Below are 23,755 nucleotides of genomic sequence, written 5' to 3'. Positions count from 1 at the left end.
GGCTTGAGCGCACGGCGGCGCAGCCGTCGTTCTGGCGCGAAAGGGTGAGGGGCTTGTCCCGTCAGTCGGCGTAAGCCGCCGCGCCACGGCCTTGCGGCCGACCTCACCCGCGAACCCTCACCCTTTCGCCTTAGCCAATCGCTACGCTCTTGGAGGCTCAAGCCCTCTCCCATCAGGAGAGGGTGACAACGGTTGCGCGCCCTGTTTCCCTCCGCCATATCGGGGCATGTCCGATAAGACGCCCTCCCCCGACATCCTGAACGATCTGATCTCCGCCGCGCTGAAGGCCGGCGCTGATGCGGCCGAGGCCGTGTCCGCCCATCGCGCCTCCCTGTCCGTCGGCGTGCGCAACGGCGCGCTGGAAGACGTCGAGCGTGAAGAAGCCCGCGACCTGGGCCTGCGCGTCTTCATCGGGCGGCGTCAGGCGACGGTGTCCGCCTCCGACCTGTCCGACGCGACCCGCGCCCGTCTGGTCGAGCGCGCCGTGGCGATGGCGAAGCTGGCGCCGGAAGACCCCTACGCCGCCCTCGCGCCGCAGGACCGTCTGGCCGCCGCCCCGCACGCGGACCTCGACCTCTATGACCCCGCCGAACGTTCGGCCGAGGCGCTGGAAGCCGCCGCCGCCGAAGCCGAGGCCGCCGCCCTCGCCGTATCGGGCGTGTCCAAATCCGAGGGCGGCCACGCCTCCTGGTCGGCCAGCGAGTGGCGCCTCGTCACCTCGCACGGCTTCGACGGCCGCCATCGCGGCAGCGCCTTTTCTCTGGGCGTTGGCGTCATCGCCGAGAAGGACGGCGCCATGGAGCGCGGCGGCGAAAGCCGCGCCGTGCGCCACCTGTCCGACCTGCCCGACGCCGCCTCCATCGGCCTGAAGGCAGGCGAGCGCGCCGTCGCCCGCGTCGGCCCACGCAAGATCGCCTCGACCACCGCCCCCGTCATCTTCGAGAACCGCGTGGCGACCCAGGTGCTGTCGCCGCTGCTGGGCGCCATTTCCGGCCCGTCGATCGCGCGCGGCAGCTCCTTCCTGAAGGACAAGCTGAACCAGAGCGTCCTGCCGACCGGCGTCGATCTAATCGACGACCCGTTCCGTCCGCGCGGCCTGGGCTCCACCCCCTTCGACGATGAAGGCGTGGCGGTCGAGCGGCGCGAAATCGTCAGGGACGGCGTCCTGACCACCTGGCTGCTGAACACGGCCTCGGCGGCGCAGCTGAGTCTTCAGACTACCGGCCACGCCTCGCGCGGGCTGGCGGGACCGTCGGGCGTCTCGCCCCACAACCTGCACCTGACGCCGGGCGAAGGCGATCTGGACGCCCTGATGGCGCAAGCCGGGACGGGCCTGCTGATCACCTCCATGTTCGGCCCCTCGCTGAACGGCAACACCGGCGACTGGTCGGCGGGCGTGTCCGGCTTCTGGTTCGAAAACGGCCAGCGCGCCTATCCGGTCAGCGAAGTCACCGTGGCGGGCAATCTGATCGAGCTCTACGCCCGCCTGCAACGCGCGGGTGATCTGGAGTTCCGGGGCTCGTTCAACAGCCCCTCCCTGCTATTCGACAAGGTGGCGATCGCGGGCAAATGAGCGATTTCAGCGCCGACCTCGCCCTGATCCGCGACGCGGCCCTGGCCGCCGGTCGGCTGGCGCTCGAACACCGCGCAGCCGGGCTGAAGGTCTGGTCCAAGGACGGCGGCTCGCCCGTCACCAGCGCCGATCTGGCGGTGGACCAGCTGCTGCGCGATGCGCTTCTGACCGCCCGCCCCGACTACGGCTGGCTGTCCGAGGAGACGGCCGACAGCACGGAGCGCCTGTCGAAGAAACGCATCTTCGTCGTCGATCCGATCGACGGCACCGTCGCCTTCATGAAGAACAAGCCGTGGTGGTGCGTGCCCATCGCCGTGGTCGAGGACGGCCGTCCCGTCGCCGCCGTCATCCACGCCCCGATGATGGACGAGATGTTCGAGGCCACGCTGGGCGGCGGCGCCCGCCTGCAGGGACGGCCCATCAGCGCCTCCGACACCGACGACCTGGAAGACGCCGAGCTTCTGGCCGACGCCCGGCTGATGGAGGCGCGCGAATGGGACGAACCCTGGCCCTCGATGCGCTTCTCCAAGCGCAACGCCCTGGCCTATCGCATGGCGCTTGTAGCGGCGGGGGCCTTCGATGCGGCCATCGCCATCAGCCCCAAATGGGACTGGGATGTCTGCGCCGGCGCCCTGATCGCCGAAGAGGCCGGGGCCAAGGTCAGCGATCATATGGGCCGTCCGTGGCGCTTTAATCGCCCCGATCCGCGTCAAACCAGCCTGATATGCGCCGCGCCGGCCCTTCACCCGTTGATCGTGAGGCGCACAGCGCCTATCCCGCTGGCCATCTGACATTCCTCCCGCAATGGACCCCCTCTCCATGGCCGACTCTCACGATCCCCAACTGCTTCACCTCGTCATCGGCGGCGAGATGCGCCACCCGGCCGAGCCCGTCTTCCGCGACCTGTCGCAGGTCGAGTTCGTCGGCGCCTTCGGCAACTACGAAGAAGCCAAGAAGGCCTGGAAGGCCCGCGCCCAGGCGACCGTCGACAACGCCCACATGCGCTACTTCATCCTGCACGCGCACAAGCTGATCGATCCACGCACCGACGCCTGATCGAGCATTCACGGCGTCATCACGCCGCTGTTCAGGAACCGCAGGGGCGGCTGATGCGCTTTCTCATCAGTCGCCTTTGTCATGAACAGGATTCGCCATGCTGCCGACCCTCATCGTCCTGCTTCTGGTGGTCGTCGCCGTGGCGGCGATCGTGTGGGTCGTGCGCAAGGGGCCGCCGCACGTCGCCCGCCCCGGCGAGGATCAGGACACCGCCTGGAACGACCCCTTCACCCCTTCGGATCGGGACCGCAGACCTTGACGCTATTCGGCCAGACGCTGGACGGCCAGCAGATCTTTGGCGTGGTCTCCCTGATCGCCGTCCTGGCGCTATGGCTGATCGTCCTAGCCCGCCAACGCGATCACGTCCGTCAGATCAAGCGCTGGAAGAAGGAACAGGCGGCGCGCAACGCCCCGCCGCCCGCCGCCGGACGCGGCCCCTGGGGCTGAGGCCTATTCGCGTTTCAACAGGCGGTCGACGACCAGCTTGCCCCACCAGCCGGCCTTGAACTCGGCGCGGATCGCCTTGGGGTCATAGGCGTCGCTTTCGACCCAGTCCTCGAAGCTGACGCCCGTGGGTTCGACCTCGGCGACGTATTTCTCCAGCGTATAGTCCAGCACGCCGGTCAGCCCCTCGCGGCTGTGCAGGGTGCGCTTGCCCAGTTCCTCCATCGCCGCCGAGATCGGTTCGCCTAGGTGGAAGTGGCGATAGAAGACCGCCATCATTCCCGCCCGGTCCGCGCCCGACTTGCAGTGGATCAGGGCCGGATACTCCATCGTCTGGAACAGGGCCTTGGCCCGGCGCACCCGGTCCTTGCCCGGCGGATCGCGCGAATCCAGCGGCGCGTCGATCAGCGTCAGGCCCAGCCGTTCGCAGGCGTCCTTCTCCAGCCAGTAATAGGCCTCGTCCCTTTGACCGCGCAGATTGACGACGGTGCGGATTCCCTGCCGCTTCCACCAGGCCAGCTGGCGCGGCGACGGCTGATTGGTCCGCACCAGATCCGGTCCCAGCCAGTGGGCGTTGGTGAACGCCGTGCGCAGGAAGGCGTGATCCTTCCAGAAATAGGACCAATGCGCCTTGAAACGGCCGAACGGCGTAGTCAGATCGTAGCGCCCCATGACGGCGAGATAGCGCCGTTTGCACCCGGCGTCACCCGTCCAAGGCCGTCTCTCTCGCGCGCGGCCGCTTGACTTGACGCCTCAGCCGTTCGACCGAAGGCCGATGACCGTTCCCGTCCCCCATGCCGACGCCCGCGAGCCGCTGCGGCCTCTGCTCGCCCGCATCTGGCGCGAGTATCTGTCGCGGCACAAGCCGGCCTTCTTCGCCTCCATGCTGCTGGCGGGCGTGTCGGGCGGGCTGACGGCCCTGCTGCTGAAGTTCCTGGAACCGGCCATCGACCTGCTGTTCGGCAAGCACGCAGGCCCCGTGACCATCTGGAACACCGTCACCATCCCGGCGGACAAGGTGCTGATCGCCATCCCCCTGTTCATCATCGCCGTGGCGGTGATCCGCTCGCTGGCTATGGCGGGTCAGGCGGCCCTGGTGAACCGGCTGGGCCACGGCATCGTCGGCGACATCCAGAAACAGCTGTTCTCGGGCATGATCCGGGCCGACCTGTCGCGCCTGCGCAGCCAGCATTCGGGGACGTTCGTCTCCTCCGTCCTGTTCGACGCCAATCTGGTGCGCGAGGCCTTCACCTCGGGCGTGGTCAACTACACCCAGAACGCCCTGATGCTGCTGGGTGTCATCGTCGCCATGGGCTTCATCGACCTGCCGCTGACGCTGATCGTCCTGCTGGGCGTGCCGCTGGTCAGCTGGATCATCGGCCGCTTCGGCAAGAAGTCGAGGAAGGCCGCCCACGGCGCCATGGTCGAGACCGAGGCCCTGTCCAGCGCCCTGATGGAGAACCTGGACGGCGTTCGCGTCATCAAGATCGAAAACCGCGAGGCGGCAGAAGAAACCCGCGTCTCCACCGTCATCGACCGCCGCCAGCGCCACGTCATCAAGGGCGCCGACAGCCGCGCCTTCGCGGGTTCGGCCAGCGACATCGTCGCCTACGGCGTCGTCGCCGCCGTCATGGCCTATGCCGGATGGAGCGCCAGCCGGGGTCATATGACGGTGGGCGCCTTCGCCTCCTTCATCGGCATGCTGCTGTTGGCCGGTCAGGCCCTGCGTCAGGTGACGAACCTGACGACCGTGCTGAGCGAAGGCTTCACCGCCGCCCGCCGCCTGTTCGCCGCCCTGGACATCGAGCCCGAGATCCGCGAGGCCAGCGACGCCGCCCAGGTCGCGCCCGGTCCCGTCACCGTCGCCCTGGAGCAGGTCTCCTTCGCCTATCGCGCCGACGAGGACGGGTCCGCCCCGACCCTGTCGGACGTCAGCCTGCACGTCGCGCCGGGCGAGACTATCGCCCTAGTCGGCCCTTCCGGCGGCGGCAAATCGACCATCCTCAGCCTGCTGCCGCGCTTCTATGACGTGACGGCGGGGCGGGTGACGCTGAACGGCCGCGACATCCGCGAGCTGAGCCTGTCGTCCCTGCGCGACCACATCGCCCTGGTGACGCAGGAGCCCTTCCTGTTCGACGACACCATCGCCGCCAACATCGCCTATGGCCGCCTTGGCGCCACGGCCGAAGACATCGTGACCGCCGCCCGCGCCGCCGCCGCCCACGACTTCATCGCCGCCCTGCCCGACGGTTACGCCACCCGCGTGGGCGAGGCCGGCGCCCGCCTGTCCGGCGGCCAGCGCCAGCGCATCGCCATCGCCCGCGCCTTCCTGAAGGATGCGCCCATCCTGCTGCTGGACGAAGCCACCAGCGCCCTCGACACCGCGAGCGAGGCCCTGGTTCAGGCCGCGCTGGAGCGGCTGATGGACGGCCGCGCCACCCTGATGATCGCCCACCGCCTGTCGACGGTGAAGAACGCCGACCGCATCTACGTCATCGAGGGCGGCCGCGTGGTCGAGGAAGGAACCCACGACGCCCTGGTCGCGCGCGGCGGCCTCTACGCCCGTCTAGCCCGGCAGCAGTCGCTGGACAGCGATCCGATCGCCTTGCCCCCCGCTGGCTGAACTGCCCGACGAGACCGGCGCATGAGGCCGCTTCGCAATCCGATCATCCAGAACGCCGCCGCCTGGCTTTTGTCCGAGTGGATGCGCTTTTGCTACGCCACCATCCGCTGGACGCACGAGAACGAACAGGTCGCCGAAGAGGTCTGGGCCGACGGCGGCGGCGTGCTGTGCGCCTTCTGGCACTCGCGCCTCGCCCTGGGCCCCGCCTCCTGGCCCATGAAGCGGGCGCAGCCGGTCAAGGGCCTGGTCTCCCTCAGCCCTGACGGCGAGTTCTTCACCAAGGCCGTGGGCCGCCTGGGCATTCCCGCCGTGCGCGGCTCTTCCTCCAACAAGGACAAGGCCAAACAGTCCAAGGGCGGCGCCCAGGCCCTGCGCGACGGGCTGAAACAGTTGAAGGTCGGCGGTCTGGCCATCACGCCGGACGGTCCGCGCGGCCCGGCCCGCCAGATGGCCGAGGGCCTGCCGCTGATGGCGAAGATGTCCGGCGCGCCGGTTCTGTTCATCGGCCTGTCGTGCAGGCCGGCGATCCGATTGAACAGCTGGGACAGAGCGATCCTGCCCCTGCCGTTCGGCAAGGGCGCCGTCGTCTGGGACAAGGCCTGGTATCCTGCAGGCGCCGACCTGGCCGAGGTCACAGCCGACTGGACCGCCCGCCTGACCGCCGTCGAGGCCCGCGCCGACGCCATCACCGGGCTGGAGCGCGTCTGAGCGTGTCCTTCAGCCCCGCCCTGATCGCCTATCAGCTGTTGACCCGCCTGCTGGAGCCGCTGGCCCCGCGCCTGCTGGACGCCCGCGTCAAGAAAGGCAAGGAAGACCCCGCCCGCGTCGACGAACGTCTGGGCCTGCCCGGCATGGCGCGGCCCGACGGACCTCTGGTCTGGATCCACGGCGTCAGCGTCGGCGAGGCCCTGTCCATCCTTCCGCTGGCCGAGCGCATCCGCAAGGACCGCCCCGACGTGACGGTTCTTGTCACCACCGGCACCCTGACCTCGGCCCAGGTGCTGGCGACGCGCCTGCCGCGCGGCGTCATCCATCAGTTCGCCCCGGTGGACGCCCCCTCGTCCGTCGCGGCCTTCCTCGACCACTGGCGGCCCAATGTCGGCGTCTTCGTCGAGAGCGAGCTGTGGCCCAACCTTCTGACCACCGCCCGCAAACGCGGCGTGCCTCTCGCCTTGGTCAGCGCCCGCATCACCGACAAGACGGCGCAGGGGTGGAAAAAAGCCCCCGGCATGGCCCGCGCCCTGATGAACGGGTTCCAGCACGTCTGGCCTCAGGATCAGGACAGCGCCGACCGGCTGAGCGCGCTGGGCGCCCGCGTCGACGGTCAGGTGAACCTGAAGCTGTCCGGCGAGCCCCTGCCCTATGACAAGGGCGAGTTCGCCCGCCTGTCGGCTCTGATCGACGACCGCCCCGTCGTCGTCGCCGCCAGCACCCATGAGCATGAGGAAATGGCCATCGTCGGCGCGCTGGATCACCTGGCCGACCGCCTGTTCCTGATCGTCGTGCCGCGCCACCCCGAACGCGGCGACGCCATCGCCGAGGCCTTGGCCCACGACGGCTACGGCTTCGCGCGCCGCAGCCAAGGCCAGCCGATCTGCGACCAGACCGACATCTACCTGGCCGACACCCTGGGCGAACTGGGCCTGTTCCTGCGGCTGGCCGATGTGGTGGTCATGGGCGGCTCCTTCGCCCCGGCGCTGGGCGGCGGTTCGGTCGGCGGCCACAACCCGCTGGAGCCCGCGCGGCTCGCCAAGCCCATCGTCACCGGCCCGGACGCCAGCAACTGGCAGGCCGTGACCCGGATGTTGAAACAGGCAGGCGGCCTCGTCTCCGTCCTGTCGCCCGCCGAACTGCCCTCGGTCGTCGGCCCGATGCTGGCCGATCCCGAGGCCGCCCGCGACATGGGCGAGCGCGCCCGTCGCTCTGCAGAAGCAGCGGCCGCCGGACTGGACCGCCTGTGGCTGGCGCTTCAGACCCACCTGCCCGCCGCCCCCTCGCGGAGACGCCCGTGAAGCTGAACACCCCCCGCTGGTGGTACAGCCGCGATCGCCGCCACGCCCCGGTGACGCGGATGCTGCTCAAGCCCGCCTCATGGCTGTGGGCGGGCGTCACGGCGCGCAAAATCGCCCGCGCCACGCCGGTCGATCCCGGCGCAGCCGTCATCTCCATCGGCAATCTGACGGTCGGCGGATCGGGCAAAACACCCGTCGCACGCGAGACATTGCGCCTGCTGCGCGCTCAAGGGATTAAGGCCGCCGCCCTGTCGCGCGGCTATGGCGGCAGGCTGGAAGGCGCTGTTCGCGTCGACCTGACCCAACACTCAGCCGAAGACGTCGGCGACGAACCCCTGATGCTGGCGCAAGACGCCCCCGCCTGGATCGCGCGGGACCGCGTTGCGGGCGCCCGCGCCGCCGCGGCTGACGGCGCCTCCGCCCTCGTTCTGGACGACGGCCATCAGAACCCGGCGCTGAAGAAGACCCTCAGCCTGATCGTGGTCGACGGCGAGACGCGCGGCGACGAATGGCCCTTCGGCGACGGCTCGGTCTTCCCCTCCGGCCCGATGCGCGAGCCTCTGAAGGCCGGCCTGGCCCGCGCCGACGGCGTGATCGTCATGCTGCCGACCGACATGGACGCCGCCAATCCCGAACTGCTGGAGGTCTTCGGCGACCTGCCCGTCTTCATCGCCCGGTTGCAGCCCGCCGCCCCGCCGCCGCCCGGCCCGCAGGTCGGCTTCGCCGGTATCGCCAAGCCATGGAAGGTCGAGCGGTCGCTGATCGCCGCCGGCTGCGACCTGAAGGATTTCGTCCCCTTCCCCGACCACGCCGCCCTGTCCGACCACGACTTCGCCTTCCTGAACGACCGCGCCGCCGTCTATGACGCGGGCCTCGTCACCACCGAAAAGGACTGGGTGCGCCTGACGCCCGACCAGCGCGCCGCCGTCACCGCCTGGCCCGTCGCCGCCCGGTTCGAGGACGAGGCGGGCTTCACCGCCTTCCTGATGCGCGCCCTCTGAATTTTTCCGACAATCGGCCAGCCTCCCCCTGCGCCTGTGCCAGACTGCCCTGTCAGCCCCAGGGGATTTCAGACGATTCAGACGAATTGGACTCTCTTTTTTCCTTCTCCCCTTGAGGGAGAAGGTGGCAGGCGGAGCCTGACGGATGAGGGGTGTTTGCGTCACAGCTGAAATTTTCAGCCCCCTCAGCCCGCGCCTCTTTTTCGCAACGCCGCGTCGACACCCCTCATCCGAGCGCCTCCGGCGCCCACCTTCTCCCACAAGGGGAGAAGGGCTTTAACACCGACATCGCCGCCCGCCGTCTTGACTCCCCGCCCCTCTAGACCGACACGACCCAACCATGATCACGCGCTATTCCCGCCCCGACGCCGTCGCCATCTGGTCGCAAGAGACCAAGTACAAGATCTGGTTCGAGATCGAGGCCCACGCCGCCACGAAAATGGCCGAGCTGGGCGTGATCCCGAAGGAATCGGCCGAAGCCATCTGGGCCAACGGCAAGGACGCGACCTTCGACGCCGACCGCATCGACGAGATCGAGCGCACCACCAAGCACGACGTCATCGCCTTCCTGACCCACGTCGCCGAAATCGTCGGCGAGGAAGCCCGCTTCCTGCACCAGGGCATGACCTCTTCGGACGTGCTGGACACCTGTTTCGCGGTGCAGCTGGCGCGCTCGACCGACCTGCTGCTGGGCGGCGTCGACCGGGTTCTGGCCGCGCTGGAGACCCGCGCCAAGGAGCATAAATACACCCCGACCGTCGGCCGCTCGCACGGCATCCACGCCGAGCCGGTGACCTTCGGCCTCAAGCTGGCCGGTTATCACGCCGAGTTCCAGCGCGCCAAACGCCGCCTGATCACAGCCCGTGAAGAGATCGCCACCTGCGCCATCTCGGGCGCCGTCGGCACCTTCGCCAACGTCGATCCGGCCGTCGAGCAATACGTCGCCGACCAGATGGGTCTGGCCGTCGAGCCGGTCTCGACCCAGGTCATCCCGCGCGACCGTCACGCCGCCTATTTCGCCGCCCTCGGCGTCGTCGCCTCCTCGGTCGAGCGTCTGGCCGTCGAGATCCGCCACCTGCAGCGCACCGAAGTCCTCGAAGCCGAGGAGTTCTTCGACAAGGGCCAGAAGGGCTCGTCGGCCATGCCGCACAAGCGCAACCCGATCCTGACCGAGAACCTGACGGGCCTCGCCCGTCTGGTCCGCTCGGCCGTGACCCCGGCGATGGAGAACGTCGCCCTGTGGCACGAGCGCGACATCAGCCATTCCTCGGTCGAGCGCGGCATCGGCCCGGACGCCACCATCCACCTGGACTTCGCCCTGCACCGTCTGGCGGGCGTGATCGAGCGCCTGAACGTCTACCCTGAGAACATGCAGAAGAACCTCGACCGTCTGGGCGGCCTGGTCTTCTCGCAACGGGTCATGCTGGCCCTGACCCAGGCGGGCGTGTCGCGCGAGGACGCCTATGCGGCGGTTCAGGAGAACGCCATGAAGGTCTGGCGCGGCGAAGGCGCCTTCATCGACTTCCTGAAGGCCGACGCCCGCGTCACCCTGCCCCACGACGAGCTGGAGGCCCTGTTCGACCTCGGCTACCACACCAAGAACTTGGACGTGATCTTCGAGCGGGTGTTCGGGAAAAACTGAGATGCCTTCGCTGGTCAGCCTCGCCCTGTTCTGGATGATCAACGGCTATTCGGCCCAGGAAGCTGAAGAGCAGCCTCTTGAGATCGTGCAGACGGTCGATCACGACGGCATGGAACGGTGCCTGCAAGGCATCGCGGGCTTCAGCCTGACCATGCAGTGTCGCGTAGACGCCGAAGGACGCGCCCAAGGCTGCGAAGTTCAAAATCCCACGGCCGCCTCACGTCGCAACGACCGCACCTTCCAGTGCATGGCCTCCAAGATGCGCTTCCACTACACCGACGGCACGCCAGCCGAGGGTGAGTGGGTGGAGTTTCGTCTCGGCGGTCAGACCGTTCTGGGTGAAGGCGAATACGCTCGGCATCGCAATGAGCGCCGGAAGAGAGAACGTGAGGCGCATTGAGCACGCCCCCGGCGCGTAGCGTCGGCTTCGCCCCCGTCGTCGACGCACGCACTCGCGTCCTGATCCTCGGCAGCCTGCCGGGCGACGCCTCGCTGAAGGCGGCGCAGTATTACGCCCATCCGCAGAACGGCTTCTGGCGGCTGATCGGGGCCGTGATCGCCCAACCGGACCTGGCCGCCCAGCCCTATGAGGCGAGGCTGGAGCGCGTGCGGGCGGCGCGGATCGGGCTGTGGGACGTGATCGCCTCGGCTGAGCGACAGGGCAGCCTGGACGCCGCCATCCGCAACCCGGAAGGCGCCGACCTGACCGCCCTGATGACGCGCCTGCCCGATCTGCGCGCGGTGGCCTTCAACGGCGGGACGGCGGCGCGGCTGGGTCGACGCGCCCTGGCGGAAGCGTCCGGCGTCGCGCTCATTGACCTGCCCTCATCCAGCGCAGCCTACGCCCGGCCGTTCGCCGAGAAGCTGTCGCGCTGGACCGCCCTTGGGCCCTATCTGGGCTGAGCCGAGCTTGGCCGCACATCACGCGCCGCGCCCGAAAAATTGATCGCGAACGCATCCTTTTGCGCGGGCAGCCGTATTCCTTCCCGACGCGGCCTCCCCCCGTTTGCAAGCCGGCGTCGATGGAGGACTCTCATGACATTCACCCGCATCACTGCCCTCGCCGTATCGTCCGCCGCCCTGCTGGCCGTGGCAGCCTGCGGCCAGAACGAGACGAAGAAGGAGCCGGCGCCGGTCGAGACCGCCCCGCCCGCCATGGCCCCCGCCACCACCGAGCCCATGGTCGGCGGCGTAGCGATGAACCCGTCCGACAATCTGGTCGCCAACGCCTCCAAGGCCCCGAACCTGACCACCCTGGTCAGCGCGCTGCAGACCGCCGGCCTGACGGAACGACTGCAGGGCGCCGGCCCCTTCACCGTCTTCGCGCCCGACAATGCGGCCTTCGACAAGATCCCCGCCGCCACGCGCGAGGGCTGGATGCAGCCGGCCCAGAAGGCGGCGCTGACCAAGCTGCTGACCTATCACGTCGTTCCCGGCCGTCTGACCGCCGCCGACATCGCCGCCCAGGCCCAAGCCAACGGCGGAACCGCCACCCTGACCACGGTTCAGGGCGAGAAGCTGACGGTCAAGGACGCCGGCGGCGGCAAGTGGCAGATCACCGACGCCAAGGGCGGAACCTCGACCATCACCCAGGCCGACGTGGCCCAGTCGAACGGCGTGGTTCACGTCGTCGACACGGTGTTGATGCCGAAATAGGCGTCGGATCGAACCGACCGGCCGCGGGCGCGTTGATCCGATGCGCCCCGGCGCCTCCGGTCGCTCCCGTTTCCCCGGCGGGAGGCAGATCGAAGAAGGGCCGCAACCGGCGACGGTTGCGGCCCTTCTGGGATCAGTTTGCGACGCGGATCACTCGCCGGCGCGGATCTGTTCGCGGGCGATCGAAGCCAGTTCGTCCATCTTGGAGCGCAGCTCGCCCTCAGACACCGTCATGCCCGACGCCTTGAAGTCGCCGGCCACCTTGCGGAAGACGTCTTCCTCGCCCGGCTGTTCGAAGTCGGCGCGGACCACGGCGGCGGCGTATTGCTCGGCGCTCTCGGTCGACAGGCCCATCTTCTCGGCAGCCCACAGGCCCAGCATCTTGTTGCGACGCGCGATGGCCTTGAATTCCTGTTCCTGATCGAGGGCGTATTTGGCCTCATAGGCCTGTTCCCGATCGTCGAAGGTCGTCATGCGCGTCGTAACTCCAGTCACGGACCAGTCTCGTCCGCAAACGGCTCTATGGCCCCCGGCGCGACCGAACGCAACCAGACTTCGGTCGCGTATGCTGACGCAGGGTCGCTTCAGGATATTTGTGTCACAGACGCCCTTCGGCTAAAGGGCGCGTGGTTCTATATAGCCGCCGTCGATTCAAGGACCGCGCCGCCCCGACCTTCGGGCCGCGCGTTTTTCGTTTTGAGGCCGTCCGTTTCCTTCCCGTCCGGGACCCGAAGATGAACACCAAGCGCAAGAAGCTCTACGAGGGCAAGGCCAAGATCCTGTACGAGGGGCCTGAGCCGGGCACGCTGATCCAGTATTTCAAGGACGACGCGACCGCCTTCAACGCGCAGAAGAAGGCGACCCTGGAAGGCAAGGGCGTCATCAACAACCGCATCAGCGAATTCATCATGTCGCGCCTGAACTCGATCGGCGTGACCAATCACTTCATCAAGCGCCTGAACCTGCGCGAGCAGTTGATCCGCGAAGTCGAGATCATTCCGCTGGAAGTCGTCTGCCGCAACGTCGTCGCCGGCTCGCTGGCCACGCGCCTGGGCCAGGAAGAGGGCACGCCCCTGCCCCGTTCGATCATCGAATTCTACTACAAGAAGGATGAGCTGAACGACCCGATGGTGACGGAAGAGCACATCACGGCGTTCAACTGGGCCACGACCCAGGAGCTGGACGACATCCTGGCCATGACGGTCCGCGTCAACGACTACCTGTGCGGCATGTTCGGCGCCGTCGGCATCACCCTGGTGGACTTCAAGATCGAGTTCGGCCGCGTGTGGGAGAACGACTTCGCCCGCGTCATCCTGGCCGACGAAATCAGCCCCGACTCGTGCCGCCTGTGGGATTCGACCACGGGCGAGAAGCTGGACAAGGACCGCTTCCGCCGCGACATGGGCGACGTCATCGAAAGCTACACCGAGGTGGCCCGCCGCCTCGGCATCATGAAGGACATGCCGACCGTGATTCAGGGAGGGCTGCATTAATGGCCAAGGTTAAAGTTCACGTCTTCCTCAAGCCCGGCGTTCTGGACGTCCAGGGCAAGGCCGTCGAAGGCGCCCTGCAGGGTCTGGGCTGGAACGGTGTCGCGAACGCCCGCGTCGGCAAGCTGATCGAGTTCGACCTCGACGACGCTGTCGCCGACAAGGAGACCGAGGTGAAGCGCATGTGCGAGACCCTGCTGGCCAACACGGTCATCGAAAGCTACCGGATCGAAATCGCCTGATGGCGATGACGGATCAGACGATCAGGGCCGCTCGAAAGAGCGGCCTTTTTCTATGCCCTCCGGCCTAGCCGCACAGGTAATCTCGGCTCAGCGGCGCGGCCGTCTGCTTCTTCGTCAGCTGCAGCTGGAACACCATGTGGCCCAGCTCGCGGAAAGCGACCTCGCTGGCGACGAGATAGAACTCCCACATCCGGCAGAAGCGCTCATCATACATGGCCAGCGCCTCCCCGCGCCTCGCCAGAAACCGCTCGCGCCAATGCCGCAGCGTCTCGGCGTAGTGCAGGCGCAGCACCTCCATGTCCGTGACCCACAGGCCCGCGCGTTCGATGGCGGGCAGCACCTCGGACAGAGCCGGGATATAGCCGCCGGGGAAGATGTATTTGCGCACCCACGGCTGGGTGCGGTTGGGCGGCGAGTTGCGCCCGATGGAATGGATCACGGCCACGCCGTCCTCATCCAGCAGGCGAGCGACGGTGTCGAAATACTCCTGATAGTTCGGCACGCCGACGTGCTCGAACATTCCCACCGAGATGATGCGGTCGAAGGTCTGGTTCAGGTCGCGATAGTCCTGAAGCCGGAAGTCGGCCCGGTCCGCGACGCCCAGCGCCGTCGCCCGCTCATTGGCCGTGCGGTGCTGTTCCGTCGACAGGGTGACGCCGGTCACACGCGCCCCGCGCTCGACCATCGACAGGCCCAGCCCGCCCCAACCCGCGCCGATGTCCAGGGCGCTGTGACCCGGCTCCAGCAGAAGCTTGTCGATCAGGCGGCGCTTCTTGGCGACCTGGGCCTCTTCCAGGCTGGCGTCCGACGTCTCGAAGAAGGCGCAGGAGTATTGCAGGTCGTCGTCCAGGAACAGGCGGTAGAAGTCGACCGTCAGATCGTAATGGTGATGGACGTTGCTGCGCGCATGAAGCCGGTCGTTGGCCTGCTCGGCGCCGCGCCTGATCCGCTGCATCCAGGTCAGCTTGGGCGAGCGCGGCCGAAGCGCCAGCTGCGAAGTCGTCAGTTGCAGGAAGTCATAGATGCTTCCGCCCTCGATCCGGAACGTCCCGTCCATGAAGGCTTCGCCCAGGGCCAGATCAGGATTGGCGGCGATGGCGACGGCGGTCTTCATGTCCGACAGCACAGCCGTCAGTTCCGGTTCGCCCGGCCCCGCCGTCAGTTCTCGACCGTCCGGAAGCCGCACCCGGATCGACCGCGTCTGAAAGGTTCGGTCCAACAGGGCTTGCAGCATCCCGTTCCTCCGCTCATCAAGACAGCTTGACCTTAGCTAGGGACAGAATGTCGCGACGCAACGCCCGTGGCGAGTCTTCCGTTAGTTTGAGCATCCGAATCCGCCATCCAAGGAAGAGCGCGCCATGAGCTTCACCGTCACCTCGACCGACTTTTCCGACGGAGGCGTCCTGCCCGACGCCCAGGTCAAGGCGCTGGGAGACGCCTCGCCGCAACTGTCCTGGTCGGGCGCGCCCGAAGGAACCAAGAGCTTCGCCGTCACCTGCTATGATCCCGACGCTCCGACCGGCTCGGGTTTCTGGCACTGGACGGTCGCGAACATCCCGGCGGACGTGAACGCCCTGGCCGCCGGCGCGGGCGCCGTAGGCGGGGCGAACCTGCCCAAGGGCGCCGTCCAGGGACGCACCGACTATGGCGAGGCCGGTTTCGGCGGCGCCGCCCGCCGCCCGGCCACGGCCCGCACCGCTACATCTTCACCGTCTTCGCCGTGGACGTGGATCGACTGGATGTGACGGAAGACAACTCGGGCGCGATCTTCGGCTTCAATCTGCACTTCCACACCCTGGCCAAGGCGTCGATCACGGCGACCTACGAGAACCGGGGCTGACCAGCCGACACAAAGCGTGATGACCGCTTCGACGCCGCCCCGGTTGATGCCGTGTGCGGCGTCCTTATTTTGCAGCGCAACCTCCCCTTGCTGCATCGCGACAATCCATGGCCCCTGCCGACGCTCCCTGCCTCGACGATCCGCGCTGCGCCGCGTCCAGCAGCGACGAGCGCGTGGCCGAACCGGGCAAGGCGGCGCTGGTGCTGCTGGCGCTGGCCATGGGCGGTTTCGCCATCGGCGTGGACCGAGTTCGCCGCCATGAGCGTCCTGCCCGACTTCGCGGCGGGCCTGGGCGTCAGCGAACCCAAGGCCGGTCATGTCATCAGCGCCTATGCCGCAGGCGTGGTCGTCGGGGCGCCGATCCTGGCCGTGCTGGGCGCGCGCCTGCCGCGCTGGCTGCTGCTGATCGGCTTCATGGCCCTGTTCGCCGTCGGCAATGCGCTGAGCGCCATCGCCCCCACCTATGAGTGGATGCTGGTCTTCCGCTTCCTCAGCGGCGTGCCGCACGGCGCCTATTTCGGCGTGGCGGCCCTGGTGGCGGCGTCGCTGGTGCCGCTCAGGCTCCGAACCCGCGCGGTCTCGACTATCCTGCTGGGCCTGACCGTCGCAACGGTGATCGGGGGTGCCGGTCGCTAATGCCGTCAGCCACTCCTTCGGCTGGCGCTGGACCTTCGCCATCGTCAGCGTACTGGCGGTGCTGACCATGGCGCTGGTCGCCGTCTTCGCGCCGCGTGATCCCGCCCATCCAGACGCCAGTCCCTGGCGCGAACTGGGCGCCCTGAAGCGCGGCCAGGTGTGGCTGACGCTGGGCGTCGGCGCGATCGGCTTCGGCGGGATGTTCGCCGTCTACGCCTATCTGGCCTCGACGCTGAAGGCGGTGACGGGCGTGGGGCCGGAAGTCCTGCCCTGGGTCTTCGCCCTGTTCGGCTTAGGGATGGTGGCGGGCAATCTGCTGGGCGCATGGGCCGCCGACCGCTTCGGCATGATCGCGGCGGGCGGCCTGTTGCTGTGGAGCGCGGCGGCCCTGGCCCTCTACCCCTTCGCCGCGCCGCATCTGTGGGCGGTGATGGTCGTGGTGGTGCTGATCGGCGGCGGCGGCGGGCTGGGCTCGGTGCTGCAGACCCGGCTGATGGACGTGGCCGGCGACGCGCAGACCCTGGCGGCGGCCCTCAATCACTCGGCCTTCAACACGGCCAACGCCATAGGCCCCCTGCTGGCGGGCATGGCCGTGGCGGCGGGCTGGGGCTGGACCTCGACCGGCTGGGTCGGCGTCGCCCTGTCGCTGGGCGGTTTCGCGATCTGGGTCGTCGCCTGGGCGACGGGGCGCAAGGCGCAGCAAAGCGACGCCTGACATTCGTCCCGAAGGGTGCTAGGAGGCCCGGCCATGAGCGCAGCTGTCATTGTATTCCCCGGTTCCAACTGCGATCGCGACTGCAAGGTCGCCGTCGAACGTTCCACTGGCGAGCAGGTCCAGATGGTCTGGCACGCCGAGACCGAACTGCCCAAGGGCCTCGACCTGATCGTGCTGCCGGGCGGTTTCTCCTACGGCGACTATCTGCGCTGCGGCGCGATGGCGGCGCAGGCCCCGATCATGCAGGCGGTCAAGAAGGCCGCTGACGACGGCGTCACCGTGGTCGGCATCTGCAACGGCTTCCAGGTGCTGTGCGAAGCCGGAATGCTGCCGGGCGCCCTGATGCGCAACAGCAGCCTGAAATACATCTGCAAGCCGATCAGCATCACCGTCGCCAACGGCCAGACGCGCTTCACCTCGGGCTATCAGGGCCAGCGCGAGATCATCATGACCCAGGGCAACGCCGACGGGAACTACTTCGCCGACGAAGAGACCCTGAAGCGCATCGAGGGCGAGGGCCAGGTGGTCTTCCGCTACGTCGACAACCCCAACGGCTCGGTCGGCGACATCGCCGGCCTGCAAAATAAGCGCGGCAACGTCCTGGGCATGATGCCCCACCCGGATCGCGCGTTCGAAGCCGAACTGGGCAGCGCCGACGGCGCGATCCTGTTCCAGAGCATCTACGCGGCCGCCTAAACGCCCAGCTTGGGCGCAGCCGCGCCGCTGGCGTCGATCGTTGCGAACAAGGCGCGGATCAACGCCTGCTCCTCAGCGGTGATCTCAGGCTTCCAGACATCGAAGATCAGGATGGTGCGATCCTGATCGCTGTCGTTCGCGGCCTCGTGCTCGATCGTGTCGTCGAAGGCCCAGGCCTCGCCCGCCTTCCACTGACGCTCTTCGCCGCCGACGCGGAACCAGCAGTCCGGCGGCACGACCAACGGCAGGTGGCAGATCAGGCGCGTATTGATCAGCCCGTGGTGCGGCGGAATCTTCGCCCCCGCCTGAAGCCTGGAGAACAGAATCGAAGGCGAGCGGCCGGGGATGCGGCACAGGGGCGCCGCCGCCAGCGCCTGCATCGTCTGCGGACAGCGTTCAGCGATTTCGGGAACCTCGGCCCCGTCCTTCCACAGGAAGACCGCGCTCCAGGCGTCATTGCCCAGCAGCCCCGCCTGATCGTGCCGGGGGCGATTGGCCCGATCCTCGATATAGGGCGCGAACAGGGCCGGTTCGGCCAGGATGGCGTCCAGTTCGGCGCGGATGGCGGGCGCCGCCGCCTCGACCTCCGCCAGCCAGGCGACGGTCTCGCGCGGCTGAAACTCGATCTGCGGCAGGCCCGGAAACATGTAGAATTTCGGCTGCTGATAGTAGAGCCGCCGACGCCCCGTCATCAGGTCCAGAGAAGCCGCGAAGCGGGCGCTGGACGTCGCGGGGTCAAAGCCGCGTTGGCTCAGGCCCTCGCGCAGCCCCTGCTCGAAACGGCGCGCGCCCTCGGCCTGAGCCGCGGCGGCGTGCTGAAGCTCGGCGCGCAGGTCGGACGGCGGCGTGGCGATCGCCCGCCCCTGAGCCAGGGCGGCGCCGTAGAAGCTCATGGCCGAACGATGATCCCCCTGGGCGCTGAGGGCGTCGCCCTTGAACACCAGGGCGCGCGGCTCGCGCGGGTTGATCGCCAACAGGGCCTCGGCCGCCGCCGTCAGCGCTGCTGCATCCGACCGTTCGCGCGCCTGTCGAGCCTGACGGATGAGCGCGTCGGCCTGAAGCTGCGGATCCGTAGAGCGGACATCGGTCATGACCAGATGGAACCGCTCCCTGCGGTGACGGTCAAGCGTTCAGCTGTCCTTGCGATCCAGAACGCTGGCGCTGCGGCCGGAATCGCCGAGCTCGACGTCCTCCTCGACCGGCTCGCCGTCCTCATCCGTCGCGCGCTCCAGGGTGCCTTCGGCGCCGGATTCGTGGATGGCGGCCAGTTCGCGAGCGCCGACGCCCAGGCCCTGCTCCAGGGCGCGATTGGTCTCGACCTCCTCCTCGAACGTCTGTTCGATGGGGTCCGGTTTGCCTGTGTCCGGTTTGTTCGGGTCGGTCATGACGGCCTCCTTCTCAATGGCCTGAAAGCAAGGCTGGAAGCCCGGTCGCGGTTCCATGCGCCGTCGATGAACCTTCTTCGACCCAGCGCGTAGATACGGCGAAGCTGAGCCGGAGAGACGCATGACCGCCATCGAACGCCCCACCCCCGCCCAGCAGACGCGCCGTCTGGCCGTTCTGGCTGCGGCCGTCTTCGCCGTCGTCGTTCCCATCGTGCAGGCCTTGGGCGGCTTCGGCCTGAGCCAGGCGGAGTTCGCCGCCGACGGGAACCAGACGCTGCGGGTGGCGGGATACGCCTTTTCGATCTGGAGCCTGCTGTATCTGGGCATACTGATCTATGCCGGGCGCCAGGCCCTTCCTCAGACGGGCGAAAGCGTCCTGATCAACCGCATGGGCTGGCCGTCGGTCGTCGCCTTCTTCGGCATCGGCTTCTGGATCGTCATGGCGGCGCTGAACCTGAAGGCGGCCAGCGTCGTCGTCATCTTCGCTTCGCTCCTGGCCCTGCTTCTGCCGATGCTGGCCAGTGCGCGCACCATCCGCGCCACAGGGACGATGGAGCGCGACCGCTGGTTCCTGATCTGGCCGCTGGCGGCGCTGGCCGGGTGGCTGACCGTGGCGGCGCCGCTGAACCTGATCACCGTGGCGACGGCGTTCGAGGCCCTGCCCGCCGCCCTGTCGCCGACCGGCTGGGCCGTGCTGGCCGTGGTCGCGACCACCCTGGTCGGGATCAGCGTGACCTGGGCCGTGCGGACCCTGGCCTATCCCCTGCCCATCGCCTGGGGTCTGGTGGGGGCCTTCGTGGCCGAGCAGGAGGTCAAGCCGGTGCTGGCCTTCACGGCTCTGGCGGCGGCCTTTGCGCTGGTGGTGGCGGGGGTCATCATCGTCTTCGGTTTGAGACGCGGCGTCGAACGCCGGTGACGGGCTGACAGACGCCCCAGAGACGGCTAGAAGGCCCGCCCATGAGCGCGCCCCAAAAGACCATCGCCCAGCTGGCCGAAGAGTACGGCCTCGCCCCCAATGAATATCAGGTCCTGCTGGACCGGCTGGGCCGCGAGCCCAACCAGGTCGAGCTGGGCGTGTTCTCGGTCATGTGGTCCGAGCACTGCTCCTACAAGTCGTCCAAGAAGCAGCTGATGAAGTTCCCGGTCACGGGCGAGCGCGTCATCTGCGGCCCCGGCGAGAACGCGGGCGTGATCGACATCGACGACGGCGACGCCTGCATCTTCAAGATGGAGAGCCACAACCACCCCTCCTACATCGAGCCCTATCAGGGCGCGGCGACGGGCGTGGGCGGCATCATGCGCGACGTCTTCACCATGGGCGCGCGCCCGGTGGCCCTGCTGAACGCCCTGCGTTTCGGCGACCCGTCGCACGAGAAGTCCAAGCGTCTGGTCAAGGGCGTGGTCAGCGGCATCGGCGGCTACGGCAACTGCGTCGGCGTGCCGACAGTCTCGGGCGAGACGAACTTCCACAAGGGCTACAACGGCAACATCCTGGTCAACGCCATGTGCGTCGGCCTGGCCCGCGCCGATGAGATCTATTATTCGGCCGCGCCGGAAGCGGGCCACGACGTGGTCTATTTCGGCTCCAAGACCGGCCGCGACGGCATCCACGGCGCCACCATGTCCTCGGCCGAGTTCGACGACGAGTCGGACGCCAAGCGCCCCACGGTGCAGGTCGGCGACCCCTTCGCCGAGAAGCTGCTGATCGAAGCCACGCTGGAGCTGATGGCCTCGGGCGCCGTGGCCGCCATTCAGGACATGGGCGCGGCGGGTCTGACGTCCTCCTCGGTCGAAATGGCCGGCAAGGGCGGCGTCGGCGTCGAGCTGGATCTGGACAAGGTGCCCCAGCGCGAAACCGGCATGACCGCCTATGAAATGATGCTGTCGGAAAGCCAGGAGCGGATGCTGGCCGTGCTGAAGCCCGGCTTTGAGGACGTCGGCTATCGCATCTTCCAGAAGTGGGGGCTGGACTTCGCCATCATCGGCAAGACCACCAACACCGGCCATCTGGTGCTGAAGCATCACGGCGATGTCGTCTGCGACGTGCCGCTGGCCCCGCTGTTTGACGATGCGCCGCTGTATGACCGCCCGTGGGTCCAGCCCGAGCTTCAGCCGCGCCTCGACCCGGCCGAAGTCCCGCGCCCGAAAGCTGGAACGACGCCGTGCTGAAGGTCGTCGCCTGCCCCGACATGGCGTCCAAGCGCTGGATCTGGGAACAGTACGACCGCCACGTCATGGCCGACACGCTGCAGGATTCCTCCACCGGCGCCGATGCGGGCGTGATCCGTGTCCACGGCACGGAAAAGGGTCTGGCCGTCACCTCGGACTGCACCCCGCGCTATGTCCAGGCCGACCCCTATGAAGGCGGCAAGCAGGCCGTGGCCGAGGCTTGGCGCAACCTGACCGCCGTCGGTTCGCGTCCCATCGCCATCACCGACAACCTGAACTTCGGCAACCCGCAGCGGCCCGAGATCATGGGCCAGATCGTGCGCGCCACCGACGGCATGGCCGAGGCCTGCCGCGAACTGGACTTCCCGGTCGTGAGCGGCAACGTCAGCCTGTATAACGAGACCAACGGCGTCGCCATTCCGCCGACGCCGACCGTCGGCGCCGTGGGCCTGCTGACCAACTACGACGTGACCACCGGATTCGGCGGCGCGGCCGAGGGCGACCAGCTGGTGCTGATCGGCCAGACGCACGGCGAACTGGGCGCTTCCATCTATCTGCGCGAGGTGCTGGGCCGCGAGGACGGCGCCCCGCCGCCGGTCGACCTGAAGCTGGAACGCAAGACCGGCGACTTCGTGCGCGGCCTGATCGAGGCGGGCGAACTGACCCTGGTCCACGACCTGTCGGACGGCGGTCTGGTCGGGGCGGCGGCGGACATCGCCCTGGCCTCGGACGTCGGGATCGAACTGAACGCCTCCAGCGCCGCCCACGCCCACGCCTTCCTGTTCGGCGAGGACCAGGCCCGTTATCTGGTCGCCGTGTCGGACGCCGACGCCCTGATCGCCAAGGCCAAGGACGCGGGGCTGCACGCCTCGGTCGTGGGTCTGGTCAAGGGGACGGATTTCGCCTCCTCGGGTCCGAAGGGCGAGCTGTTCCGCATCCCCGTCGCCCATGTGCGCGAATTCCACGAAGGCTGGATGCCGAACTGGATCGAAGGCTGATGCGAGCCGCCGCCCTCATCCTCGTCGTCGCGGGCGCCGCCCTGCTGTCGGCCTGCGAGTTCGAGGGCGGCGATCCCGTCCAGCACGCCCTGCGCGACGCGGCCGCCGCCCGACAGGCCGCCGCGCTGAAGACCACCGAGGAAGAAGAGGCGCAGGCGATCCGTCGTCCAACCGCCTCCGGCCCGGCCCTGCATGAGCCGGACGAACTGTCGCGACTGATCGCCGCCCGTCGTCAGGCGGTGGAGGAAACGCGCGCGCTGCTGGCCGCCACGACAGATCCGGCGCTGAAAGGGCAGCTGACCGGCGACTTGAAGGCCGAGGAAGGCCGTCTGCGCGCGCTGGAGGCCCGCGCCGCCGCGAGACCATGAAAAAAATGTCAGCCTAGGTTCATATTCGTGGTGTAGGAGGCCGAGCAGTGGCCTTGATACATCCTATACGGGAGCCGTCCGCTGAAAGTCGCTGTCGTCCTGCCTTTAGGTTGCTGCTTCTCCCTATCCCAACCCAACTCGATGGAGACCGTCGTCCGCACTCTGGCTCATGGCGACCAGAATGCGGAATTGCGCATCTTCTGCTGTGAAGGCGCCGAGGATCACGGAAATCTTCCGGCCTATCGCCTGCCCAGAAATAAGAAGCGGCTTTCGGCGCTTGAGAAGGCCCTGGACGACTTCGATCCGGACGTCATTGAATTCCACCAACAGCTGCGTCAGGCGCTTCAAATCTCCCGGCGCTTTCCTCGCGCCACGCGCGTGCTCTATCGGCACAATGCGCTGAAGTCGCCGCGAGGCCTGTTTGACCGTTGGCGCTATGAACGACGGTTCCGCCAGATCGACGGCCTGATCTTCGTCAGCGACGCGGGACGTCGAGAATTCCTTCAGGATTATCCAAGGCAGGAGCCGAAGGCTTTCGCCGTTCCCAACCCCATCAACGTCGATCTGTGGCGCGCGCCGATCGACGGTCGCGAACCGCTGATCACCTTCGCCGGCCGCGCCATGCAGGAAAAAGGCGTGGACCTGATCTGCGCCGCCCTGCCCGCCGTGCTGGAGCGTCATCCCGACTGGCGCGCCGTGCTGATGCTGAACGACTGGGACAAGCACGCCGCCTGGGCCGAACCTCATGTCGCCCCTCTGGAACGGTTCGGCGACCGGGTGACGGTGTTGAAGTCGGCGCCGCTGAGCGAGGTTCGCGCGGTCATGCAGCGTGCGGCCATCGCCCTGACTCCTTCGGTCTGGGCAGAACCCTTAGGCCTGACCGCGCTGGAGGCCCATGCGGCGGGCGCGGCCCTGATCTCGTCCGGGCGCGGCGGCCTGCGCGAAGCCAGCGGCCCGCACGCCGTCTATGTCGATGATCTGACCGCCGATGGACTGGGCGCCGCGATGGACGACCTGATCCGCGACCCCGCGCGACGCCTGGAGTTGGCCCGTGCGGCTCAGGCCTATGTGGCGCACACGCACACCCCAGGGCACCGCGCGGCGCAGTTGCACGATCTACGCGAACGTCTGGTCCACGCCAAAAGTCTTGGACGATAACGCGGCGGCTGAGCCCGTTGCGGCCTCGGATCGCCGAGAGCGGCAGGCCGG

26 protein-coding genes and 2 pseudogenes are annotated in these 23,755 nt (G+C 68.1%); 23 read left to right on the top strand and 5 right to left on the bottom strand.

Annotated features, from left to right (window positions below; translation table 11 throughout):
* Positions 1–226: 226 nt before the first annotated feature.
* The 5 genes from FGL25_RS03855 (at position 227) to FGL25_RS03840 (ending at position 3,076) form a co-directional block, all read left to right on the top strand.
* Positions 227–1,573, top strand: coding sequence for a TldD/PmbA family protein (locus tag FGL25_RS03855; protein ID WP_138141004.1), 1,347 nt, complete (start codon positions 227–229; stop codon positions 1,571–1,573).
* The gene (locus FGL25_RS03850) at positions 1,570–2,364 is read left to right on the top strand and encodes a 3'(2'),5'-bisphosphate nucleotidase CysQ (protein WP_138141003.1); all 795 of its coding nucleotides are present in this window, start codon (positions 1,570–1,572) and stop codon (positions 2,362–2,364) included. The genes FGL25_RS03855 and FGL25_RS03850 overlap by 4 nt, the downstream gene beginning before the upstream one ends.
* 13 nt (positions 2,365–2,377) lie before the next feature.
* Positions 2,378–2,629, top strand: a complete 252-nt coding sequence (locus FGL25_RS03845; RefSeq protein WP_003165766.1) for a DUF4170 domain-containing protein — start codon at positions 2,378–2,380, stop codon at positions 2,627–2,629.
* A 97-nt stretch (positions 2,630–2,726) separates the two neighbouring features.
* On the top strand, positions 2,727–2,888 hold the full coding sequence (locus FGL25_RS16780) for a hypothetical protein (protein ID WP_003165767.1): 162 nt from the start codon (positions 2,727–2,729) through the stop codon (positions 2,886–2,888).
* On the top strand, positions 2,885–3,076 hold the full coding sequence (locus tag FGL25_RS03840) for a hypothetical protein (RefSeq protein WP_003165768.1): 192 nt from the start codon (positions 2,885–2,887) through the stop codon (positions 3,074–3,076). The genes FGL25_RS16780 and FGL25_RS03840 overlap by 4 nt, the downstream gene beginning before the upstream one ends.
* A gap of 3 nt (positions 3,077–3,079) precedes the next feature.
* Here the strand turns inward: FGL25_RS03840 and FGL25_RS03835 are convergent, their stop codons facing one another.
* Entirely contained in the window at positions 3,080–3,745 is a 666-nt protein-coding gene (locus tag FGL25_RS03835; protein WP_088410103.1) for a fused DSP-PTPase phosphatase/NAD kinase-like protein, read from the bottom strand.
* 103 nt (positions 3,746–3,848) lie between these two features.
* Between FGL25_RS03835 and FGL25_RS03830 the strand changes: the two genes are divergently transcribed.
* The 8 genes from FGL25_RS03830 (at position 3,849) to FGL25_RS03795 (ending at position 12,007) form a co-directional block, all read left to right on the top strand.
* Positions 3,849–5,696 (top strand): ABC transporter ATP-binding protein, encoded by a 1,848-nt coding sequence (locus tag FGL25_RS03830; protein ID WP_138141002.1) that lies wholly within the window; start codon positions 3,849–3,851, stop codon positions 5,694–5,696.
* A 21-nt stretch (positions 5,697–5,717) separates the two neighbouring features.
* Positions 5,718–6,404, top strand: a complete 687-nt coding sequence (locus FGL25_RS03825; RefSeq protein ID WP_138141001.1) for a lysophospholipid acyltransferase family protein — start codon at positions 5,718–5,720, stop codon at positions 6,402–6,404.
* Between the two features lie 2 nt (positions 6,405–6,406).
* Complete coding sequence (locus tag FGL25_RS03820) at positions 6,407–7,708, top strand: 3-deoxy-D-manno-octulosonic acid transferase (RefSeq protein ID WP_138141000.1); 1,302 nt, start codon at positions 6,407–6,409, stop codon at positions 7,706–7,708.
* Entirely contained in the window at positions 7,705–8,709 is a 1,005-nt protein-coding gene (lpxK, locus tag FGL25_RS03815) for a tetraacyldisaccharide 4'-kinase (RefSeq protein ID WP_138140999.1), read from the top strand. Before FGL25_RS03820 ends, lpxK begins: the two co-directional genes overlap by 4 nt.
* Positions 8,710–9,049: 340 nt before the next feature.
* Positions 9,050–10,351, top strand: a complete 1,302-nt coding sequence (gene purB, locus FGL25_RS03810) for an adenylosuccinate lyase (protein WP_138140998.1) — start codon at positions 9,050–9,052, stop codon at positions 10,349–10,351.
* A 1-nt stretch (position 10,352) separates the two neighbouring features.
* Positions 10,353–10,751, top strand: a complete 399-nt coding sequence (locus FGL25_RS03805) for a hypothetical protein (RefSeq protein WP_138140997.1) — start codon at positions 10,353–10,355, stop codon at positions 10,749–10,751.
* Positions 10,748–11,254, top strand: a complete 507-nt coding sequence (locus tag FGL25_RS03800) for a DNA-deoxyinosine glycosylase (protein WP_138140996.1) — start codon at positions 10,748–10,750, stop codon at positions 11,252–11,254. Before FGL25_RS03805 ends, FGL25_RS03800 begins: the two co-directional genes overlap by 4 nt.
* Before the next feature lie 132 nt (positions 11,255–11,386).
* A complete protein-coding gene (locus FGL25_RS03795; RefSeq protein WP_088410111.1) occupies positions 11,387–12,007 on the top strand; it encodes a fasciclin domain-containing protein in 621 nt (206 codons plus the stop codon).
* Between the two features lie 150 nt (positions 12,008–12,157).
* Here the strand turns inward: FGL25_RS03795 and FGL25_RS03790 are convergent, their stop codons facing one another.
* Positions 12,158–12,481: a DUF1476 domain-containing protein gene (locus tag FGL25_RS03790; protein ID WP_003165778.1), complete on the bottom strand. Its 324-nt coding sequence runs from the start codon at positions 12,479–12,481 to the stop codon at positions 12,158–12,160.
* Between the two features lie 260 nt (positions 12,482–12,741).
* On the opposite strand from FGL25_RS03790, the gene purC reads away from it, so the two are divergent.
* Both purC and purS read left to right on the top strand, forming a co-directional pair.
* The gene (purC, locus tag FGL25_RS03785; protein ID WP_138140995.1) at positions 12,742–13,500 is read left to right on the top strand and encodes a phosphoribosylaminoimidazolesuccinocarboxamide synthase; all 759 of its coding nucleotides are present in this window, start codon (positions 12,742–12,744) and stop codon (positions 13,498–13,500) included.
* Complete coding sequence (purS, locus tag FGL25_RS03780) at positions 13,500–13,739, top strand: phosphoribosylformylglycinamidine synthase subunit PurS (protein ID WP_046653243.1); 240 nt, start codon at positions 13,500–13,502, stop codon at positions 13,737–13,739. The genes purC and purS overlap by 1 nt, the downstream gene beginning before the upstream one ends.
* A gap of 64 nt (positions 13,740–13,803) precedes the next feature.
* Here the strand turns inward: purS and FGL25_RS03775 are convergent, their stop codons facing one another.
* Entirely contained in the window at positions 13,804–14,973 is a 1,170-nt protein-coding gene (locus FGL25_RS03775; protein WP_138140994.1) for an SAM-dependent methyltransferase, read from the bottom strand.
* A gap of 124 nt (positions 14,974–15,097) precedes the next feature.
* Here FGL25_RS03775 and FGL25_RS03770 point away from each other — a divergent pair.
* The 4 genes and pseudogenes from FGL25_RS03770 to purQ all read left to right on the top strand — a co-directional run bounded on the left by FGL25_RS03770 (position 15,098) and on the right by purQ (position 17,626).
* Positions 15,098–15,579: pseudogene (locus FGL25_RS03770) on the top strand (YbhB/YbcL family Raf kinase inhibitor-like protein).
* A gap of 258 nt (positions 15,580–15,837) precedes the next feature.
* Positions 15,838–16,215: an MFS transporter gene (locus tag FGL25_RS17250; RefSeq protein ID WP_252970007.1), complete on the top strand. Its 378-nt coding sequence runs from the start codon at positions 15,838–15,840 to the stop codon at positions 16,213–16,215.
* On the top strand, positions 16,202–16,930 hold the full coding sequence (locus FGL25_RS17245) for an MFS transporter (RefSeq protein WP_252970006.1): 729 nt from the start codon (positions 16,202–16,204) through the stop codon (positions 16,928–16,930). Before FGL25_RS17250 ends, FGL25_RS17245 begins: the two co-directional genes overlap by 14 nt.
* A 33-nt stretch (positions 16,931–16,963) precedes the next feature.
* The gene (gene purQ, locus FGL25_RS03760) at positions 16,964–17,626 is read left to right on the top strand and encodes a phosphoribosylformylglycinamidine synthase subunit PurQ (RefSeq protein ID WP_138140993.1); all 663 of its coding nucleotides are present in this window, start codon (positions 16,964–16,966) and stop codon (positions 17,624–17,626) included.
* Here the strand turns inward: purQ and FGL25_RS03755 are convergent.
* Together FGL25_RS03755 and FGL25_RS03750 are read right to left on the bottom strand one after the other, a co-directional pair.
* Entirely contained in the window at positions 17,623–18,717 is a 1,095-nt protein-coding gene (locus FGL25_RS03755) for an aspartyl/asparaginyl beta-hydroxylase domain-containing protein (protein WP_138140992.1), read from the bottom strand. The two genes, purQ and FGL25_RS03755, sit on opposite strands and share 4 nt — an antisense overlap.
* 39 nt (positions 18,718–18,756) lie before the next feature.
* Positions 18,757–19,011, bottom strand: a complete 255-nt coding sequence (locus FGL25_RS03750) for a hypothetical protein (RefSeq protein WP_232464043.1) — start codon at positions 19,009–19,011, stop codon at positions 18,757–18,759.
* Positions 19,012–19,132: 121 nt separating this feature from the next.
* Between FGL25_RS03750 and FGL25_RS03745 the strand changes: the two genes are divergently transcribed.
* From FGL25_RS03745 to FGL25_RS03730, 4 genes and pseudogenes are all read left to right on the top strand, one after another.
* Positions 19,133–19,927: a hypothetical protein gene (locus FGL25_RS03745; protein WP_138140991.1), complete on the top strand. Its 795-nt coding sequence runs from the start codon at positions 19,133–19,135 to the stop codon at positions 19,925–19,927.
* A gap of 41 nt (positions 19,928–19,968) precedes the next feature.
* A pseudogene (gene purL, locus FGL25_RS03740) lies at positions 19,969–22,178 on the top strand (phosphoribosylformylglycinamidine synthase subunit PurL).
* Positions 22,178–22,546, top strand: coding sequence for an indole-3-glycerol-phosphate synthase (locus FGL25_RS03735; RefSeq protein ID WP_138140990.1), 369 nt, complete (start codon positions 22,178–22,180; stop codon positions 22,544–22,546). Before purL ends, FGL25_RS03735 begins: the two are co-directional and overlap by 1 nt.
* A gap of 141 nt (positions 22,547–22,687) precedes the next feature.
* The gene (locus FGL25_RS03730; RefSeq protein WP_138140989.1) at positions 22,688–23,704 is read left to right on the top strand and encodes a glycosyltransferase family 4 protein; all 1,017 of its coding nucleotides are present in this window, start codon (positions 22,688–22,690) and stop codon (positions 23,702–23,704) included.
* Positions 23,705–23,755: the final 51 nt, after the last annotated feature.

This window comes from Brevundimonas vancanneytii, from assembly GCF_901421975.1.
GTDB lineage: Bacteria > Pseudomonadota > Alphaproteobacteria > Caulobacterales > Caulobacteraceae > Brevundimonas > Brevundimonas diminuta.
Note: the sequence above shows the minus strand (reverse complement) of the source record. Positions and strands in the feature narration are given on the sequence as shown.